A 19,796-nucleotide genomic window follows, 5' to 3' on the forward strand; every position below is an offset into this window, starting at 1 on the left:
TGCTTCGTTGAGGCCGCGAAATTTACGCAGGTACCGAAGCTAAGTCAATAGCAGGGTTGGATTTTTTTCAAAAACAGCTTCGAGCGGCAAGCTTCAAGCTACAAGTCAGAAGCACCAACACCACATAATCGCTTGCAGCTTGTAGCTCGCGACTTGTAGCTGCTGTTCATTCATAAATCATTTTCTTGGTCATGCCGCCGTCTACCACGAACTCCTGCCCCGTGACAAAACCGGCATTGCGCGACAACAGCCACGCCACCATCGCTGCCACGTCCTCTACCGTGCCTACCCTGCCCGCTGGGTGCTGGGCGTGATCGGCGTCGGTCAGCGGCTGTGCACGACGCTGTGATGGATCGCGCGCGTCGATCCAGCCAGGGCTGACGGCGTTCACCCGGATCTCCGGCCCGAGGCTGATGGCCAGGGCATGAGTCAGGGCCAGCAAGCCGCCCTTGCTCGCCGCATAGGCTTCGGTGTCGGGTTCCGATTGCGCAGCGCGGGTCGAAGCCAGGTTGACGATGGCGCCGTTGTGAGCGCGCAGATACGGCGCGCAGTGCTTGGCCAGCAGCATCGGCCCACCCAGGTTCACCGCCAGGACCCGATTCCAATAAGCCAGGTCCAGGCTTTCCAGGGTGATGTTGTGCGGGTCGGCGATGGCCGCGTTGCACACCAGCGCGTCGAGCCGCCCGAACTGCCCAAGCACCTCGGCGATACCGGTGGCGACCTGCGCCTCGTCCGCCACGTCCATGGCGATGAACCAGGCATTGTCCCCCAGGGTCTTCGCCACCTTGGAACCGCGTTCGCGGTCCAGGTCGGTCAGCACCACCTGCCAACCTTCACAGATCAGCCAGGCAGCGATGCCCAGGCCGATGCCCCGTGCGGCGCCCGTAACCAGGGCAACCCGGCCATGAGTGCCGCTCGGTGGCGTTGCCAGCTCGATCACAAGGCCGCCAACCCGCGGGCCAGGTCGACTTGCAGGTCAGCCACGTCTTCCAGGCCGACCGCAACGCGGATCAAGCTGTCACGAATACCCGCCGATTCACGTTCCTGGGGCGACAAGCGACCATGGGACGTGGTGCTCGGGTGGGTGATGGTGGTCTTGCTGTCACCCAGGTTGGCGGTGATGGAAATCAACCGGGTCGCGTCGATGAAGCGCCAGGCGCCCTCCTTGCCCCCCTTGACCTCAAAGCTCACCACCGCGCCGAAACCGCGTTGCTGACGCAAGGCCAGGTCATGCTGCGGATGGCTCTTGAGGCCGGCGTAATGCACCTTCTCGATGCCATCCTGCTGCTCCAGCCACTCGGCCAAGGCCTGGGCATTGGCGCAATGGGCTTTCATGCGCAGGCCCAGGGTTTCCAGCCCCTTGAGGAAGATCCAGGCGTTGAACGGACTGAGGGTGGGGCCTGCGGTGCGCAAAAAGCCCACGACTTCTTTCATCTGTTCGCCACGACCGGCCACCACGCCGCCCATACAACGACCCTGGCCGTCGATGAACTTGGTGGCCGAATGCACCACCATGTCCGCGCCCATTTTCAGTGGCTGTTGCAGCGCCGGGGTACAGAAGCAGTTATCGACCACCAGCATGGCGCCCTTGGCGTGGGCGATTTCCGCCAGCGCGGCGATGTCCACCAACTCGGCCAGCGGGTTGGAAGGCGACTCGACGAACAGCAGCTTGGTATTGGCCTTGATTGCCGCATCCCAAGCAGACAGGTCCGCCAGGGGCACGTAATCGACTTCCACGCCAAAGCGCTTGAAGTACTTCTCGAACAGGCTGATGGTCGAGCCGAAGACGCTGCGCGACACCAGCACATGATCACCGGCGCTGCACAGGCTCATCACCACGGCCATGATCGCGGCCATGCCGGTGGCAGTGGCCACCGCTTGCTCAGCGCCTTCCAGGGCGGCGATGCGCTCCTCGAAGGCTCGCACGGTCGGGTTGGTGTAGCGCGAGTAAACGTTGCCCGGAACTTCGCCGGCAAACCGTGCGGCTGCATCGGCAGCGGTGCGGAACACGTAGCTGGAGGTAAAAAACATCGGATCGCCATGTTCGGCTTCCGGTGTACGGTGCTGACCCGCGCGAACCGCCAGGGTATCGAACGCTACGCCTTCAAGGTCGCTGTCCAGCCGACCGGCATCCCAATCCTGACTCATGCTGTCACTCCTGAAATCGGTTTAAACGCAAACCGGCCCCTCAGGGCCGGTTGGTTAATCAATTGTTGTACAGATCGATGATCGCGCTGACCGCCTGAGTCTTGGCCTTGGACGCATCGTTACGTGCGTTCTCGATCTTGTTCAGGTAGGCCTCGTCGACGTCGCCGGTGACGTACTTGCCGTCGAATACCGCGCAATCGAAGTGCTCGATCTTGATCTTGCCGCCACCGACCGCTTCGATCAGGTCCGGCAGGTCCTGGTAGATCAACCAGTCAGCGCCGATCAGGTCGGCCACATCCTGGGTGGTACGGTTATGAGCGATCAGCTCATGGGCACTCGGCATGTCGATGCCGTAGACGTTAGGGTAGCGCACGGCCGGGGCCGCAGAGCAGAAATACACGTTCTTGGCGCCGGCTTCACGGGCCATCTGAATGATCTGCTTGCACGTGGTGCCACGGACGATGGAGTCGTCCACCAGCATTACGTTCTTGCCGCGGAACTCCAGTTCGATGGCGTTGAGCTTCTGGCGTACGGATTTTTTCCGTGCAGCCTGGCCTGGCATGATGAAGGTCCGGCCAATGTAGCGGTTCTTCACGAAGCCTTCGCGGAACTTGACGCCCAGGTGGTTCGCCAGCTCCAGGGCCGCGGTGCGGCTGGTGTCCGGGATCGGGATGACCACGTCGATGTCATGGTCCGGACGCTCGCGCAGGATCTTGTCGGCGAGTTTCTCACCCATGCGCAGGCGGGCCTTGTAGACCGAGACGCCATCGATGATCGAGTCCGGACGCGCCAGGTAGACGTGTTCGAAGATGCACGGGGTCAAGGACGGGTTGGTCGCGCACTGACGGGTGTGCAGCTTGCCGTCTTCTGTGATGTAGACCGCTTCGCCCGGGGCCAGGTCGCGAATCAGGGTGAAGCCCAGCACGTCCAGGGACACGCTTTCGGAGGCAATCATGTATTCGACGCCTTCGTCGGTGTGGCGCTGGCCGAACACGATCGGGCGGATGCCGTGGGGATCGCGGAAACCGACGATGCCGTAGCCGGTGATCATTGCCACCACCGCGTAGCCGCCCACGCAACGGTTGTGCACGTCGGTCACGGCGGCAAATACGTCTTCTTCGGTCGGCTGCAGCTTGCCGCGCTGGGCCAGCTCATGGGCGAACACGTTGAGCATCACTTCCGAGTCGGAATTGGTGTTGACGTGGCGCAAGTCAGATTCGTAGATCTCCTTGGCCAGTTGCTCGACGTTGGTCAGGTTGCCGTTGTGCGCCAAGGTGATGCCGTACGGCGAGTTGACGTAGAACGGCTGGGCTTCAGCCGACGTCGAGCTGCCCGCGGTCGGATAGCGCACGTGGCCGATACCCATGTGGCCGACCAGGCGCTGCATGTGGCGCTGGTGGAACACATCACGCACCAGGCCATTATCCTTGCGCAGGAATAACCGGCCGTCATGGCTGGTCACGATACCGGCAGCGTCCTGGCCGCGGTGCTGGAGCACGGTTAGCGCGTCATACAGCGCCTGATTGACGTTCGACTTACCGACGATACCGACGATGCCACACATGCGACGCAACCCCTACTTAATGGATCTGAACTGAACAACACTCACTGCGGCGTTTTGGCCGTCGGCAAGAGGTGCTCCTTGAACGGTATTTCAGCGGGTACGCTGATACCGCTGGCAAGCCACTGACTGCTCCAACCCAGGATCAGGTTTTTGGACCAGTCTGCGACCAATAGAAATTGTGGCACGAGCCGGGACTCCTGCCACCACGTATCCTGCTGTACCGGCCCCAGGCTCAAGAGCCCGACGGCCACGACCACCAGCAACGCGCCACGCGCCGCGCCAAAGGCCATGCCCAGGAACCGGTCCGTCCCGGAAAGCCCGGTGACGCGAATCAGTTCGCCGATCAGATAATTGATCATTGCGCCAACCAGCAAGGTGGCGATAAACAAGATGGCACAGCCCGCGATCACGCGAGCCGACGGAGTTTCGATGTATCCGGCGAGGTACTGGGACAGCGAACCACCAAACATCCAGGCTACGACTCCCGCGATGATCCAGGTCAGCAGCGAGAGGGCTTCCTTGACGAAGCCGCGACTCAGACTGATCAATGCGGAGATGGCGACGATCGCAACGATCGCCCAGTCAACCCAGGTAAATGGCACGGTGCAGCCTACAGACGGATAAGGCGGCGCATTTTAGCAGAGCGCAGGGCTGTCGGTAAGCTGCACGATTCAAATCAGCCAAATCGCTGTCAGCCGCGCTCTGGCTGGAAGCGCACCACAAAACCCTTGAGGTTCTGCTGGCGGCTGAGCAGATCGCGCAGGCGGTCGGCTTCGGCACGCTCGATCAGCGGCCCGACAAACACCCGATTCTTGCCATCGGCGGAACGGATGTAGGCGTTGTAGCCCTGGCTGCGCAGGGTTTTCTGCAAGTTCTCGGCACTTTCACGGCTGGTCAGGCTGGCCAACTGAACCGACCAGCTGACCGACAGGCCATTGGCATCCACGCGGCTTTGCGTGGTGTCAGGCTTGGTCGTGGCGGCGGTAATCGGCTGGCTTGGGGCCGGCTTGACCGCTGGAGCAGCCGGAACGGGAGCTGGAGTCGGAGCGACTGACGGCTTGGTCGGTGCGGCAGGCGCAGGCGTTGCGGGTGCAGGCGCAATCGGCATCGACGGCGCCGGTTGCTCGGCCAACTCCTCGTCGCTCGGGACAGGTTCCTGAGGCAACGCCTGGGGCTCGGGCACCGCCACTGGCTCGACTTGCACAGGCGGCACCGAAGGTGCCTGGGGCGCGGCCGGCGCGTCGACCGTGACCTGGCGTTGCTCGTCCTGACGGGAAAACAGCATCGGCAGGAAAATCACCGCCAGGGCCACCAACACCAAGGCCCCGACCATGCGCTGCTTGTACGCCTTATCCAGCAATGCCATCTGCAGCCTCCTCCGTGGAGCGCCGGGCCAACCATTGAAGGGCCTCGGCAACACAAAAAAATGATCCGAACAGCAGGATTTCATCATCGGCCGTCGCCAGGGCGCACTGCCCTTCCAGCGCGGCGGCCACGCTAGCGTAGGCCTGCACTGAAGCGCCATGGCGCTGCAAGGCTTCCTGCAACTGCGCCGCGGTACGCGAGCGCGGCGAATCCAGTGGCGTCACCGCCCAATGCTGGACACTAGCACCCAACGCCTCGACAACGCCATCCAGATCCTTGTCAGACAGTAGCCCGAACACCGCCAGGCGCCGCCCCACCACGGGTCGCCGTGCCAGGCGCTCGGCCAGGTACTGCGCCGCGTGGGGATTATGGCCGACATCCAGCAACAGGTTCAGCCGCTTGCCTTGCCAGTCGAACTGACGACGATCGAGGCGCCCGACCACACGGGTCGCCTGCAGCGCCTGAACGATTTGCCCGGCGTCCCATGGCAAGCCCAGCAACAGGTAGGCCTGGAGCGCCAGCGCGGCGTTTTCCATCGGCAGGTCCAGCAAGGGCAGATCGTGCAACTCCACTGGATTGCCCTGCAGGTCGCTGCCGCGCCATTGCCAATGCTGCTCGGTCATCGCCAGGTCGAAATCCCGCCCGCGCAGAAAGAACGGGCAGCTCAATTCGCGAACCTTGTCCAGCAACGGCTGGGGGGGATTGAGATCGCCGCAAAGCGCAGGCGCGCCCTGGCGAAAGATGCCGGCCTTCTCGAAGGCCACGGATTCGCGGGTATCGCCCAGGTAATCGGCATGGTCCACACCAATGCTGGTGACCAGTGCAATGTCTGCGTCCACCAGGTTGACCGTATCCAACCGTCCGCCCAGGCCCACCTCCAGCACAACCGCATCGAGACCGGCACGGGCAAACAACCAGAACGCCGCCAGGGTGCCCATTTCGAAATACGTGAGGGTTGTATCGCCTCGCCCGGCTTCCACCGCGGCAAAGGCTTCGCACAGCTGGACGTCAGTGGCTTCGACGCCGTTCACTTGCACCCGCTCGTTGTAGCGCAGCAGGTGCGGCGAGCTGTAGACACCGACACCCAGGCCCTGGGCCCGCAGCAGCGAAGCCACGAAGGCGCAGGTCGAACCCTTGCCGTTGGTGCCAGTGACGGTGATGACCCGGGGCGCCGGCTTGGACAGCCCCATGCGGGACGCTACCGCTTGCGAGCGCTCCAGCCCCATGTCGATGGCCGATGGATGCAACTGCTCGAGGTAGGCAAGCCAGTCGCCCAGGGTGCGTTGGGTCATAGTCCGGCAGGCACTGGCGGAACCACGATCGGCTCGATCGGCGCGGCGACGAATTTCGGCGTCGGCAGCCCCATCAGTTGCGCCAGCAGGTTGCCCAGGCGCGGACGCAACTCCTGACGATGGATGATCATGTCGATAGCGCCATGCTCCAGCAGGAACTCACTGCGCTGGAAGCCTTCCGGCAGTTTTTCACGCACGGTCTGCTCGATCACGCGCGGGCCGGCAAAGCCGATCAAGGCTTTCGGCTCGCCGACGATCACGTCACCCAACATGGCCAGACTGGCGGAAACGCCACCGTAGACCGGGTCGGTCAGCACCGAGATGAACGGAATGCCTTCCTCGCGCAGACGCGCCAGCACCGCGGAGGTCTTGGCCATTTGCATCAGGGAGATCAGCGCTTCCTGCATCCGCGCACCGCCGGAAGCGGCGAAGCAGATCATCGGGCAACGGTTTTCCAGAGCGTAGTTGGCGGCACGAACGAAGCGCTCACCGACGATGGCACCCATGGAGCCGCCCATGAAGGAAAATTCGAAGGCCGATACCACCACCGGCATGCCCAGCAGGGTGCCACTCATGGATATCAGCGCGTCTTTTTCGCCGGTCTGCTTCTGGGCAGCGGTCAGGCGATCCTTGTACTTCTTGCCGTCACGGAATTTCAGACGGTCCACTGGCTCCAGGTCGGCACCCAGCTCAACACGGCCTTCTGCATCGAGGAAAATGTCGATACGGGCACGCGCACTGATGCGCATGTGATGGTTGCACTTGGGGCAAACGTCCAGGGTCTTTTCCAGCTCGGGGCGGTACAGCACCGCTTCGCAGGATGGACATTTGTGCCACAGACCTTCAGGCACCGAGCTTTTCTTCACCTCGGAACGCATGATCGAAGGGATCAGTTTGTCTACCAACCAGTTGCTCATGCTTTCTTTCTCCAGTACCGGCGGCCCGAACGCTTTGGTTCGCGGCCCCGCGTATGCCCTTGAGCTAAATTCATTGTGCGGCGAGTCGAGGGGCCACCACGGTCAGTGCAAAACATGACCTGCGTGCAACCCAACCTTCCTCAGCCATCCCGGCAACCGCACGGCGGCTACCACTTCGCTATCGGCCCACCCGGAGGCGGCACCTGCCTGCTTTGTACAGTGCTGGTATGGACGGCGGCAGTCTGCCAGCCGTCACATTGACGACTGGCTGCTGCGCACAGCGGCCATGAATGCACGAATCTTTGCAGGGTCCTTGATGCCCTTGCCCTGCTCCACACCTCCGCTCACGTCCACCGCGTAAGGGCGAACCTGGCGAATGGCCTGGGCCACGTTGTCCACGGTCAGGCCACCGGCCAGGATGATCGGCTTGTCCAGGCCTTGGGGCACCAGCGACCAATCGAACGCTTCGCCGGTCCCTCCGGGAACGCCTTCCACATAGGTGTCCAGCAAAATGCCGCTGGCACTGGCGAACGCTGCGCAACTGGCGGCAATGTCATCCCCGGCCTTGACTCGCAACGCCTTGATGTACGGGCGATGCCAGCCTTCGCAATCGGCCGGGGCCTCGTCGCCATGAAACTGCAACAGGCCCAGCGGCACCGCATCGAGTATTTCGCCCAACTCGCAACGACTGGCGTTGACGAACAGGCCCACGGGCGTCACGAACGGCGGCAAGGCCTGGATAATCGCCCTCGCCTGCTGCACCGTCACCGCGCGCGGGCTCTTGGCGTAAAACACCAGCCCGATGGCATCGGCCCCGGCCTCGACAGCCGCCAACGCGTCCTCGACGCGGGTAATCCCGCAAATCTTGCTGCGAACGACCGGCATGGTGGGTAAAACCTCAGGCAAATCCGTGAAAGTCCCGGATGGTAGCAAATGCTGCGGAGGGCGTCAGCCGTCGAGTTCCGAGAAGCCCGTGAGGAAATGTGGCCCGATGTAACGCTCCGGCAGCTCGAACTCATCGCGATATTCGACCTGTACCAGGTACAAGCCAAACGGGTGCGCGGTGACGCCACCGGAGCGACGGACACGACTGTCGAGCACTTCCTTGATCCACTCCACCGGCCGTTCGCCAGCACCAATGGTCATCAGCACGCCGGCAATGTTGCGCACCATGTGATGCAGGAACGCGCTGGCGCGGATGTCGAGCACGATCATCTTGCCGTGACGGCTCACGCGCAGGTGATGCAACTCCTTGATCGGCGATTTGGCCTGGCACTGGCCGGCACGGAAGGCGCTGAAATCATGGACACCGACCAGGTATTGCGCGGCCTCGGCCATGCGTTCGACGTCCAGCGGGCGGTGATTCCAGGTGATTTCTTCGTTCAGGTGCGCCGGGCGGATCTGATCGTTGTAGATCACGTAGCGATAACGCCGGGCGATGGCTTTGAAGCGTGCATGGAAATGCGCCGGCATCACCTTCGCCCAACTGACGCTGACGTCGTGGGGCAAGTTGATGTTGGCACCCATCACCCAGGCTTTCATCGAACGCTCGACCTGGGTGTCGAAATGCACCACTTGGCCGCAGGCATGCACGCCGGCATCGGTACGGCCGGCGCAATGCAGCGACACGGGCGAGTCAGCGACTTTGGACAGGGCGTTTTCGAGGGTTTCCTGCACCGTCAACACACCGGAAGCCTGGCGCTGCCAGCCACGATAGCGCGAACCTTTGTATTCAACGCCCAAGGCGATCCGGAAAAAGCCGTCGGCCGCCATTTCGGCGGCCGGGTTGTCTATGTTTGCCAAGGAATTACAGCCTGCTGAAGTACGCAAAGGCGGGCATTATAAGGCCGATGGCTAGGGATGCCAGTCCGGCGGGTGATCCTGTGTCGAATGGGCTGGCGCTATCGCGAGCAAGCTCGCTCCCACAGAGGCTCAGGTGATTTTCCAGACCAAGACAAGTCCTTGTGGCGAGGGAGCTTGCTCCCGCTCGAGTGCGCAGCGCTCGCAAAAGTGCTCGACGCACCATGGAGAGGGTCTGCTTCGCAGCCCAGCGGGAGCAAGCTCCCTCGCCACCAAGAGCGGTGTGAATCACCCGCAAAAAAAACGGCAGCCTCACTGGCTGCCGTTTTTGTATAACCGCTGATTCACGCCAGGCGCGACAACATCTCCTGCGCTTCGCTCTTCTGGGTGGCGTCGCCTTCGCTGAGGACTTCGCCGAGGATGTCGCGGGCGCCGTCGTTGTCGCCCATGTCGATGTAGGCCTGGGCCAGATCGAGCTTGGTCGCCACTTCATCGGTACCGCTAAGGAAGTCGAAGTCCGGTTCGTCTTCGGCGCCGACCAAGGCATCTTCGGCGGTAAACGTCGGCTGGCCCAGGCTGTCGGACAGGCGATCCAGCTCGGCGTTCACATCGTCCAGCTCGGACTCGAAGGCATCCTTGGGCGCATCGTGCGCGTCCATTTCGTCAGACAGGGACAGATCGAAATCCGCTGGCAGTTCGAGATCGTCGGCTGGGATGTCGGCCAAGGCTGGCGTTTCAGTCGCAGGCAGATCCAGGCCCTTAAGGTCGTCATCCAGGTCCAGCAGGAAGTCTTCATCGTCGAGCGCCGCAACCGGCGTCGGCGCCTCGGCGCCCAGGTCCAGGTCGAATTCCGACAGATCGTCCAGGCTTTCGTTGGCTTCAGTCTGCTGCTTGAGCACCGACTCGAAACTCAGGTCGTCATCTTCCGGGAACGCGTCCAGCTCAGCGACAGGCTCTGGCGTCGGCGCAACCGGGGTCGTTTCCAGGTCATCCAGGCTCAGGTCGAAGGCGTTGTCCAACTCCTCGTCGGTCGGCGTCTTGTCTTCCAGCAGGTCCTTGACGTACTGCGCGTCCAGCTCTGCTGCCACGGTCGCGGCGGCCAAGCCTGCGGCGGTGGCGACCACCATGGCCGGGAAACGGCTTTTCAGCTGTTCGACCTGGGCGAAATTCTCGCCATTGGCCACCAATTGGCGTTCTTGGGCGACGAAAGCGTCGCGGTCGCCCTGCTGACCGTAGACTTCCATCAGCTTCAGGCGCAGGTCGCTGCGCTGAGGCTCGGCCTTGATGCCTTGCTCAAGCAAGTCAGCGGCCTGGTTCAAGCGACCGCGGTCGATATGGGACTGGGCCTGGGGCAGCACGTCGTCGGAGCGCTCGGCAGCCGGAGCCACCAATGGCGCCGCGATAGGCGGTGTGACCACCACAGGCGCGACCACCGGAGCCGGCTTGGGCACTGGCGCAGGGGCAGGCGCGGGTTTTGGCTCGAGTTTCACGCTTGGCGGTGGAACATCAATGCCCTCGAAGCTGCTCGGGGGCAGATCGAGCTCCGGGGAGAAGTCAGCCTCCTCCTCGAGGGCTCGAGCCATGCGCAAATGCTTTTCCGCTTCCTGTTGAGCCTTGCGGCGACGGGCGAGCAACAACAGCAGCAACAGCAGGAGCACCGCGCCGCCGCCAATCAATCCCAGCAGGATCGGGTTGGTCAGCAGGTCATTGTATTTTTGCTCGTTGGACGCGGCAGGCGTCGGCTCGACCGGAGCGGCAGGCGGCGTCGCTTCCGGGGCCGCCTCTGGCGCAGGCGCAGCCGTCGGGGCCTGTGCCGCTGGCGCAGGGGTCAACTCTGCGGACATTGCAGGAGGTGCCTCGCCAGCAGGAGGAACGGCAGCACCTTCGGCCTGCATCTTGGCCAGTTGGTTGTTCTTCAGCTCGATCAGGCGCTGCAGTTTGTCCAGTTGGCTCTGCAGATCTGCCATGCGACTTTTCAGTTCTTCGTTATCCCGGCGAGCCGAGTCGAGGCTTTCCTGGGTGACTGCAAGCTTGTTGCTAAGCGCCTGGGCATCACCGGCAGCGCCCTTGCCCTTGCCGCCCGCCTTCGCCGAGTCGGCCGACACCAGGCTCAAGTTGTCGCGACCGGCAGCCTGCGCCGGCGCGCCTTCGCCACGGCCACGCTTGGTGGCATCCAACTGCTGCTTGCCAGCACCCGCCACGCCACGGCGACCCGAGCGCCAGGCGGCGTTCTGTGCAGCCACTTCAGCGATGGCCTGGGGTTGCGGCAGTGCAGTGCTTTGCACCGGGTCGGGCAGGCGCAAGACCTGACCGGTCTTGAGCAGGTTGATGTTGCCGTTGATGAATGCGTTCGGGTTCAACGCCTGGATCGCAAGCATGGTTTGCTGGACCGACCCACCATTACGCACCTTGGCGGCGATTTCCCACAGGGTATCGCGCGGCGTGGTGGTGTATTGGGAAGGCTTGGTGGCCCCGGTGACCGGCGTGGCCACGACCTGGGGCGGTTTCGCCCGGGCCGCGTCAGCGGCCTGTGGCGAGAATTTGGAAGGATCGAGCAATACGCTGTAGTCGCGCAGCAGACGGCCATTGGGCCACATCACCTGCACCAGGAACTTGACCATCGGTTCAGACAGCGGCCGGCTGGACGTTACCCGCAGGACGCTCTTGCCATTGGCGTTGATCACCGGGGTGAAGCTCAGGTCGTTGAGAAAGGCCTGGCGGTCGACGCCGGCCTTGGCGAAGTCATCGGGCGAGGCCAGGCTCGGCACGACTTCGGCAGCGGTCAGTTGCTGGACGTCGAGCAACTCGATCTCGGCGACCAGAGGCTGGTTCGGCGTCGACTTCAGGGTCAATTCCCCGAGCCCGAGCGCTTGCGCCATACCGGAGGACAGCGCCGAGGCGGCCGCTATTGCTAACACCAGTTTGCGAACTTGAACCATAGCCTCTTCCTTTGTTTGAACATTCCTCGGCCAGCGAGAAGGTATTGATGCCGCTGCCGTAAGGCATTGCGCGCAGCCCCGATGCGACGGTGCGCGCGATCATTTCACTCATGCCCCGGGAAAGTCGCCCAGAGGGATGTTCGCCTTCAGCACTCCGACCAAGCATAGCGCCCAGCTAGAATCATTCGACAAATTGATGCCAAGTATCTTTTACAGCAAGTCTTTTATCAACAACTCAGCCACCTGCACGGCATTGAGTGCCGCGCCCTTGCGCACGTTATCTGACGTCAGCCACATATTTAGTTCCGCCGGATCGTCGATCCCACCGCGCACACGACCAACGTAGACCACATCCTGCCCCACCGCATCGCCCACCGCCGTCGGATAATCGCCCGCATCCACCAACTCGATACCGGGTGCCGCTTCCAACGCCGCGTTGACCTTGACCAGGTCGATGGGACTCGCAGACTGCACAGTCACGCTAAAGCTATCGCCAAAAAACACCGGGGCTTGAATGCAAGTTACGGAAATCTTTAACAAAGGTTGATTCAGCAGCTGGCGCAACTCGCGGACCAGGCGCTTTTCCAGTTGCGTATGACCCTGCTCGTCAGGGGTGCCGACCTGAGCCAGCAGGTTGAACGCCATCTGTCGATCAAAGAATTTCGGCTCCAGCGGACGGGCGTTGAGCAGCTCGGCGGTCTGGCGCGCCAATTCGCTCACCGCCACGCGGCCCTGGGCCGACACAGCGAGGCTGGCGGTCAGGCTGATGCGCTGCAAGTCCAGGCATTCGCGCAGCGGCGCCAGCACCACCGCCAAGGCCGTGGCCGAAGCGCTGGGGCTGCTGACCTGCAACGGCTTGCCCAAGCCGGCGAGCATCTGGGCATTGGCTTCCGGCACGATCTGCGGCGCCTGTTCAGGCGGCAAGGCGCCGGACAGGTCGATCAGCGCACAGCCAGCCGCTGTGGCCCGCGGGGCGAAACTCAGGGTCACTGCCGGACCAGCGGCGAAGAACACCAGTTGGACCTTGCTGAAATCGAACTCATCAACCTCACGCACCCGCACGTTTTTGCCGCGGAACATCACCGAGCTGCCTGCCGATTCGCCGCTGGCCAGCAGATGCAGGTTGCCGACCGGGAAGTCCCGCTCTTCGAGAATCTGCACGAGGGTTTCGCCGACAGTACCGGTGGCGCCGATCACGGCAATATCAAAGGACTGGCTCATGGGTCTACCTCAGGTAAAACGTGGGGAGCGGCACTTTACCGGGTGGTTGGCGGGCAAGCAATTGAACACAAGAGAACCTGTGGCACTCACCCGACCGAGATAAAAAAAAAAACCCGCACCTCTCACAAGGCACGGGTTCTTTCACAGCAGCAATCGATCAACGTTCGAGCAGGATCCGCAGCATGCGACGCAGCGGTTCGGCCGCGCCCCACAGCAGTTGGTCGCCGACGGTGAAGGCACCGACGAACTGCGAACCCATGTTCAGTTTGCGCAGACGGCCCACCGGTACGTTCAGGGTGCCGGTGACCTTGGTCGGGCTCAGCTCCTGCATGCTGATTTCGCGGTTGTTCGGCACCAGCTTGACCCAAGGGTTGTGCTGGCTGATCAGCCCTTCGATGTCGGCGATCGGCACGTCTTTGTTCAGCTTGATGGTCAGCGCCTGGCTGTGGCAGCGCATGGCGCCGATGCGCACGCAGATGCCGTCCACCGGGATCGGGCTCTTGAAGCGACCCAGGATCTTGTTGGTTTCGGCCTGGGCCTTCCACTCTTCGCGGCTCTGGCCGTTAGGCAGTTCCTTGTCGATCCAGGGGATCAGGCTGCCGGCCAGCGGTACGCCGAAGTTCTCGGTCGGGTAGGCATCGCTGCGCATCGCCTCGGCGACCTTGCGGTCGATGTCGAGGATGGCGCTGGCCGGGTTGGCCAGGTCATCGGCGACGGCGGCGTGGGTGGCGCCCATCTGCTTGATCAACTCACGCATGTTCTGCGCGCCGGCACCGGACGCCGCCTGGTAGGTCATGGCGCTCATCCATTCCACCAGACCCGCTTCGAACAGGCCGCCCAGGCCCATCAACATCAGGCTGACGGTGCAGTTGCCGCCGATGTAGTTCTTGGTGCCCGCGTCCAACTGCTGGTCGATGACCTTGCGGTTGACCGGGTCGAGGATGATCACCGCGTCATCCTGCATGCGCAGGCTGGAGGCGGCGTCGATCCAGTAACCCTGCCAGCCGGCTTCACGCAGCTTGGGGAAGACTTCGCTGGTGTAGTCGCCACCCTGGCAGGTCAGGATCACGTCGAGGGTCTTGAGCTCTTCGATGCTGTAGGCATCCTTGAGCGCACCGATGTCCTTGCCCACGGACGGGCCCTGGCCACCGACATTGGAAGTGGTGAAAAACACCGGCTCAATGAGATCGAAATCCTGCTCTTCCAGCATTCGCTGCATGAGCACGGAACCGACCATGCCGCGCCAACCGATCAGACCTACACGTTTCATCGCAACTACACCTATACAAAAGTGGGCCACCGTCGGAGCGGTGGGCCCGAAAGATTACAGATTCCGCAGCGCGGCGACTACTGCATCGCCCATTTGCTGCGTACCGACTTTGGTACAACCTTGCGACCAGATGTCACCGGTGCGCAAGCCTTGGTCCAGGACCACACTGACGGCTTTTTCGATCGCGTCGGCGGCATCGTTCAAGTTGAAGCTGTAGCGCAGCATCATCGACACCGACAGGATGGTCGCCAATGGGTTGGCAATGCCCTGTCCGGCGATGTCCGGCGCCGAACCGTGGCACGGCTCGTACATGCCCTTGTTGTTGGCATCCAGGGAGGCCGACGGCAGCATGCCGATGGAGCCGGTGAGCATCGACGCTTCGTCGGACAAGATGTCGCCGAACATGTTGTCGGTGACGATCACGTCGAACTGCTTCGGCGCACGCACCAGTTGCATGGCGGCATTGTCGACGTACATGTGGCTCAGTTCGATGTCCGGGTAATCCTTGGCCACCTGCTCGACCACTTCACGCCACAGTTGGCTGGAAGCCAGTACGTTGGCCTTGTCCACCGAGCACAGCTTCTTGCCACGCACGCGGGCCATGTCGAAGCCGACCCGAGCGATACGGCGGATTTCGCTTTCGCTGTACGGCAGGGTGTCGTAGGCCTGGCGCTCACCATTTTCCAGCTCACGAGTGCCACGCGGGGCGCCGAAATAGATACCACCGGTCAACTCGCGGACGATGAGGATGTCCAGGCCCGAGACGATTTCCGGCTTCAGGCTCGACGCATCGGCCAGTTGCGGATAAAGAATCGCCGGACGCAGGTTGCCGAACAGGCCCAGTTGCGCGCGAATCTTCAGCAGGCCGCGCTCAGGACGGATGTCGCGTTCGATCTTGTCCCACTTCGGGCCGCCCACGGCGCCCAACAGCACGGCATCGGCTGCACGGGCACGGTCCAGGGTTTCATCGGCCAGGGGCACGCCGTGCTTGTCGATAGCGGCGCCGCCGATCACGTCGTGGCTGAGTTCGAAGCCCAGGCCATACTTGTCGTTGGCCAGCTCCAGGACCTTGACCGCTTCGGCCATGATTTCCGGGCCAATACCGTCACCGGGGAGAATCAGAATCTGCTTGCTCATGCGTTCCTCGTTTGCGCTATCGGCGCGCCAGGCTTTGTGTCCCTGGCGGGCCGGGAAAAATGCTATCGCTCGGCCCACAGCACCAGTACATCTGTACTGAACGAACCATCGGCCTCAATCTGAAAATATTCACGCACTTCGTCGCCCATCGAGCGCTGCAGCTCGAGAATCGCCGCCCGCATCACCTCGGGGGTACGCATGCGCTCGACCCACGAGCGGTACTCCAGGCGCAGGCGCTGACGCGAAGTACTGCGGGTGTGCAGCCCCGCCTCGCTGACCTGCCGCAACCACTCACCGGCCGAATAATCGCGCACATGGCTGGTGTCACGCAGCACTTCGACGCTTTGCAGGTACGTGTCCAGCAACGGCGCGCCAGGCGACAGGACGTCGATGAACGCCACCACGCCGCCCGGCTTGAGCACCCTGCGCACTTCCCGCAACGCCAGGCCCAGATCGCTCCAATGATGCGCCGAATAGCGGCTGAACACGAAGTCGAACTCAGCGTCGGCGAACGGCAGGTGCTCAGCGGCGCCGCATACCGTGCCGATATTGCCCAGGCCACGCTCGGCAGCCGCCGTGGCAACCACGTCGAGCATCTGCTGGGACAAATCATAAGCCACCACTTCACCGGCCAGCGGCGCCACGTGGAAACTCACATGGCCGGCACCGCACCCCAGGTCCAGCACCCGCGCATCGCCACGACCGGCCAATGCAGCTTGTAGCAGCGCGAATTCAGCACCCTGGGCGTGCACGGCACTGCTCAGATAGGCCGAGGCCTGTTCACCGAATTGCTTTTGTACAACCTGACTGTGGGCGGTGCTGGTCATGGGATGTCCTTGTGGTTTTGTCTTGCCTGGGCCGGCCCCATCGCGAGCAAGCTCGCTCCCACGGGGGCTTTGTGAACGCCGCAAATCCAATGTGGGAGCGAGCTTGCTCGCGATAAGGCCGGTACTGCCTACATCAATCCATCAAGCATCGCGAAACAGCCAAGGCTGGCTCGCCCGGTGCTTGGCCTCGAACGCGGCAATCGCCTCGCCGTCCTGCAAAGTCAGGCCGATATCGTCCAGGCCGTTGAGCAGGCAATGCTTGCGGAACGCGTCGATCTCGAAACCCAGCACCTTGCCGTCGGGACGGGTCACGGTCTGGGCGGCCAGGTCGATCTGCAACTGATAGCCCGGGTTGGCCTCGACCTGCTGGAACAGCTCATCCACGTCAGCATCGCTGAGGATGATCGGCAGCAAACCGTTCTTGAAGCTGTTGTTGAAGAAGATGTCGGCGTAGCTCGGCGCGATGATGCTGCGGAAACCGTACTCTTCCAGGGCCCATGGCGCGTGCTCACGGCTCGAGCCGCAGCCGAAGTTCTCACGGGCCAGCAGCACGCTGGCGCCTTGGTAACGCTCGGCGTTGAGCACGAAATCCTTGTTCAATGGGCGCTTGGAGTTGTCCTGGTATGGCTGGCCGATATCCAGGTAGCGCCACTCGTCGAACAGGTTCGGGCCGAAGCCGGTGCGCTTGATGGACTTCAGGAACTGCTTGGGAATGATCTGGTCGGTGTCGACGTTGGCACGATCCAAAGGCGCGACAAGACCAGTGTGCTGGGTAAAAGCTTTCATGCTGCGCTCCTTCAGATCAATTCGCGGACGTCGACAAAACGGCCGTTGACAGCCGCCGCCGCGGCCATGGCCGGGCTCACCAGGTGCGTACGGCCACCGGCGCCCTGACGGCCTTCGAAGTTACGGTTGGAGGTAGAGGCGCAATGTTCGCCCGACTCCAAACGGTCCGGGTTCATCGCCAGGCACATGGAGCAGCCCGGCTCCCGCCATTCGAAACCGGCTTCGAGGAAAATCTTGTCCAGCCCTTCCGCTTCCGCCTGGGCCTTCACCAGGCCCGAGCCCGGTACCACGATGGCCTGCTTGATGGTCGAGGCGACTTTGCGGCCCTTGGCGATCACCGCCGCGGCGCGCAGGTCTTCGATCCGCGAGTTGGTGCAGGAGCCGATGAATACGCGGTCGAGCTGAATATCAGTGATCGCCTGGTTGGCGCTCAAGCCCATGTATTTCAAGGCGCGGACGATGGAGTCGCGCTTGACCAGGTCCATTTCCTTGGCCGGATCCGGTACGTTCTGGTCCACCGCCAACACCATCTCAGGCGAAGTGCCCCAACTGACTTGCGGCTTGATCTGCGTTGCGTCGAGCTCGACCACGGTGTCGAACTTGGCATCGGCATCGGAGACCAGGTCTTTCCAGGCCTCGACCGCCATGTCCCATTCGGCGCCTTTCGGGGCGAACGGACGGCCCTTGACGTATTCCACGGTTTTTTCATCGGCGGCCACCAGGCCGACGCGAGCACCGGCCTCGATGGACATGTTGCAGATGGTCATGCGGCCTTCGACGGACAAGTCGCGGATCGCACTGCCGGCGAACTCGATGGCATGGCCGTTACCGCCGGCGGTGCCGATTTTGCCGATCACGGCCAGGACGATGTCCTTGGCGGTCACGCCGAACGGCAACTTGCCTTCCACGCGCACCAGCATGTTCTTCATTTTCTTGGCGACCAGACACTGGGTGGCGAGCACGTGCTCGACCTCGGACGTGCCGATGCCATGGGCCAGGGCGCCGAAAGCACCGTGGGTCGAGGTGTGCGAGTCACCGCAGACCACGGTCATGCCAGGCAAGGTCGCGCCCTGCTCCGGGCCGATGACGTGGACGATGCCCTGACGCACATCATTCATCTTGAATTCAACGATGCCGTATTCGTCACAGTTATCGTCGAGGGTCTGGACCTGCAGGCGCGAGACCTGGTCGACAATGGCTTCGATGCCGCCCTTGCGCTCCGGGGTGGTCGGTACGTTGTGGTCCGGGGTCGCGATGTTGGCATCGATACGCCAAGGCTTGCGCCCAGCCAGGCGCAGGCCTTCGAAGGCTTGCGGCGACGTCACTTCGTGGATGATGTGACGATCGATATAGATCAGCGCCGAGCCATCGTCGCGCTGCTTGACCAAATGCGAATCCCAGAGCTTGTCGTAGAGCGTTTTGCCGGCCATCAGACGGTTTCCTCATCAGCTTGTTTCTATGCCCCGGGCCCTGAACGAATCAATAACCCCTTGGCTTGTGAGGCTGATCCTATGGGGTTACATTAAATAACTCAAATTCATATTTTTCATACTTTGCATAACCAACTGGAATTCAACCGGAACCGCCATGGACCTCGCCAACCTCAATGCCTTTATAGCCATCGCCGAGACGGGCAGTTTCTCCGGCGCCGGCGAACGCCTGCACCTGACCCAGCCGGCCATCAGCAAGCGCATTGCCGGCCTTGAGCAACAACTCAAGGTGCGCCTGTTCGACCGTCTCGGTCGTGAAGTGGGCCTGACCGAGGCGGGCCGGGCCCTGTTGCCTCGGGCCTATCAGATCCTCAACGTGCTGGACGACACCCGCCGCGCCCTGACCAACCTGACCGGCGAAGTGACCGGGCGCCTGACGCTCGCCACCAGCCACCACATAGGCCTGCACCGCCTGCCACCGTTATTGCGGGAATTCACCCGACGCTATCCCCAGGTGGCGCTGGATATCCAGTTCCTGGATTCGGAAGTGGCCTACGAAGAAATTCTCCATGGTCGGGCGGAACTGGCCGTCATCACCCTCGCCCCCGAACCCCATACGCTGGTACGGGCCAAGCCAGTGTGGGACGACCCCCTGGATTTCGTGGTCGCCCCGGAGCATGCTCTGCTGGAAAACGGCGCGGTCAGCCTGGCGGACGTTGCCTTGCATCCAGCGGTTTTCCCGGGGGGCAACACGTTTACCCATCACATCGTGCAACGGCTGTTCGAAGCCCAGGGCCTGACGCCGAACATCGCCATGAGCACGAATTACCTGGAAACCATAAAAATGATGGTCTCCATCGGCCTGGCCTGGAGCGTCTTGCCGCGCACCATGCTCGACGAACAGGTGGCGCGCATTCCTTTGCCGGGCATACAACTCAGTCGCCAGCTAGGCTATATCTTGCACACCGAACGGACGCTATCGAATGCCGCACGGGCTTTCATGGCCTTACTGGACGCACAAATCGATTTGCCAGGGACAAAGGCATAGGTTGTGCCGCGCCTGTAGGGCCCGAACGCTTGTGCTTTATGCCCAAACCCGC

Annotated in this window: 17 protein-coding genes; 1 reads left to right on the top strand and 16 read right to left on the bottom strand. The window is 62.5% G+C overall.

What is annotated here, in order from left to right; translation table 11 throughout:
• Window positions 1-166: 166 nt before the first annotated feature.
• From V7773_RS28575 to leuC, 16 genes are all read right to left on the bottom strand, one after another.
• Window positions 167-940: an SDR family oxidoreductase gene (locus tag V7773_RS28575; RefSeq protein WP_063320321.1), complete on the bottom strand. Its 774-nt coding sequence runs from the start codon at window positions 938-940 to the stop codon at window positions 167-169.
• A complete protein-coding gene (locus V7773_RS28580) occupies window positions 937-2,148 on the bottom strand; it encodes an O-succinylhomoserine sulfhydrylase (RefSeq protein WP_336076327.1) in 1,212 nt (403 codons plus the stop codon). The genes V7773_RS28575 and V7773_RS28580 overlap by 4 nt, the downstream gene beginning before the upstream one ends.
• A 58-nt stretch (window positions 2,149-2,206) precedes the next feature.
• Window positions 2,207-3,712, bottom strand: a complete 1,506-nt coding sequence (gene purF / locus V7773_RS28585; RefSeq protein ID WP_063320319.1) for an amidophosphoribosyltransferase — start codon at window positions 3,710-3,712, stop codon at window positions 2,207-2,209.
• 41 nt (window positions 3,713-3,753) lie between these two features.
• Entirely contained in the window at window positions 3,754-4,314 is a 561-nt protein-coding gene (locus tag V7773_RS28590) for a CvpA family protein (RefSeq protein WP_030142022.1), read from the bottom strand.
• An 89-nt stretch (window positions 4,315-4,403) separates the two neighbouring features.
• Window positions 4,404-5,078 carry an SPOR domain-containing protein gene (locus V7773_RS28595; protein ID WP_063320318.1) on the bottom strand — a complete coding sequence of 225 codons (675 nt, stop codon included), beginning with the start codon at window positions 5,076-5,078 and terminating at the stop codon, window positions 4,404-4,406.
• Window positions 5,062-6,369 (bottom strand): bifunctional tetrahydrofolate synthase/dihydrofolate synthase, encoded by a 1,308-nt coding sequence (gene folC / locus V7773_RS28600; RefSeq protein ID WP_336076328.1) that lies wholly within the window; start codon window positions 6,367-6,369, stop codon window positions 5,062-5,064. Before folC ends, V7773_RS28595 begins: the two co-directional genes overlap by 17 nt.
• A complete protein-coding gene (accD, locus tag V7773_RS28605) occupies window positions 6,366-7,286 on the bottom strand; it encodes an acetyl-CoA carboxylase, carboxyltransferase subunit beta (protein WP_058546590.1) in 921 nt (306 codons plus the stop codon). Before accD ends, folC begins: the two co-directional genes overlap by 4 nt.
• Before the next feature lie 252 nt (window positions 7,287-7,538).
• Window positions 7,539-8,171, bottom strand: a complete 633-nt coding sequence (locus V7773_RS28610) for a phosphoribosylanthranilate isomerase (RefSeq protein ID WP_092463139.1) — start codon at window positions 8,169-8,171, stop codon at window positions 7,539-7,541.
• A gap of 63 nt (window positions 8,172-8,234) precedes the next feature.
• Entirely contained in the window at window positions 8,235-9,059 is an 825-nt protein-coding gene (gene truA, locus V7773_RS28615) for a tRNA pseudouridine(38-40) synthase TruA (RefSeq protein WP_336076334.1), read from the bottom strand.
• Window positions 9,060-9,430: 371 nt separating this feature from the next.
• Window positions 9,431-12,025, bottom strand: coding sequence for a FimV/HubP family polar landmark protein (locus V7773_RS28620; protein ID WP_336076329.1), 2,595 nt, complete (start codon window positions 12,023-12,025; stop codon window positions 9,431-9,433).
• Window positions 12,026-12,235: 210 nt separating this feature from the next.
• Window positions 12,236-13,246 carry an aspartate-semialdehyde dehydrogenase gene (locus tag V7773_RS28625; RefSeq protein WP_336076330.1) on the bottom strand — a complete coding sequence of 337 codons (1,011 nt, stop codon included), beginning with the start codon at window positions 13,244-13,246 and terminating at the stop codon, window positions 12,236-12,238.
• 157 nt (window positions 13,247-13,403) lie between these two features.
• Window positions 13,404-14,516, bottom strand: a complete 1,113-nt coding sequence (gene asd / locus V7773_RS28630) for an aspartate-semialdehyde dehydrogenase (protein ID WP_063320313.1) — start codon at window positions 14,514-14,516, stop codon at window positions 13,404-13,406.
• 54 nt (window positions 14,517-14,570) lie between these two features.
• A complete protein-coding gene (gene leuB, locus V7773_RS28635; RefSeq protein ID WP_063320312.1) occupies window positions 14,571-15,653 on the bottom strand; it encodes a 3-isopropylmalate dehydrogenase in 1,083 nt (360 codons plus the stop codon).
• A 62-nt stretch (window positions 15,654-15,715) separates the two neighbouring features.
• On the bottom strand, window positions 15,716-16,480 hold the full coding sequence (locus V7773_RS28640) for a class I SAM-dependent methyltransferase (RefSeq protein WP_336076331.1): 765 nt from the start codon (window positions 16,478-16,480) through the stop codon (window positions 15,716-15,718).
• A 141-nt stretch (window positions 16,481-16,621) separates the two neighbouring features.
• Window positions 16,622-17,266, bottom strand: coding sequence for a 3-isopropylmalate dehydratase small subunit (leuD, locus tag V7773_RS28645; protein WP_336076332.1), 645 nt, complete (start codon window positions 17,264-17,266; stop codon window positions 16,622-16,624).
• 11 nt (window positions 17,267-17,277) lie between these two features.
• Complete coding sequence (gene leuC / locus V7773_RS28650; protein ID WP_092149269.1) at window positions 17,278-18,696, bottom strand: 3-isopropylmalate dehydratase large subunit; 1,419 nt, start codon at window positions 18,694-18,696, stop codon at window positions 17,278-17,280.
• Window positions 18,697-18,853: 157 nt separating this feature from the next.
• Between leuC and V7773_RS28655 the strand changes: the two genes are divergently transcribed.
• Window positions 18,854-19,744, top strand: coding sequence for a LysR family transcriptional regulator (locus V7773_RS28655; protein WP_072345891.1), 891 nt, complete (start codon window positions 18,854-18,856; stop codon window positions 19,742-19,744).
• Window positions 19,745-19,796 lie beyond the last annotated feature (52 nt).

The sequence above is a fragment of the Pseudomonas sp. 3JA genome (assembly GCF_036961705.1).
GTDB classification, from domain to species: Bacteria; Pseudomonadota; Gammaproteobacteria; order Pseudomonadales; family Pseudomonadaceae; genus Aquipseudomonas; species Aquipseudomonas fluorescens_Q.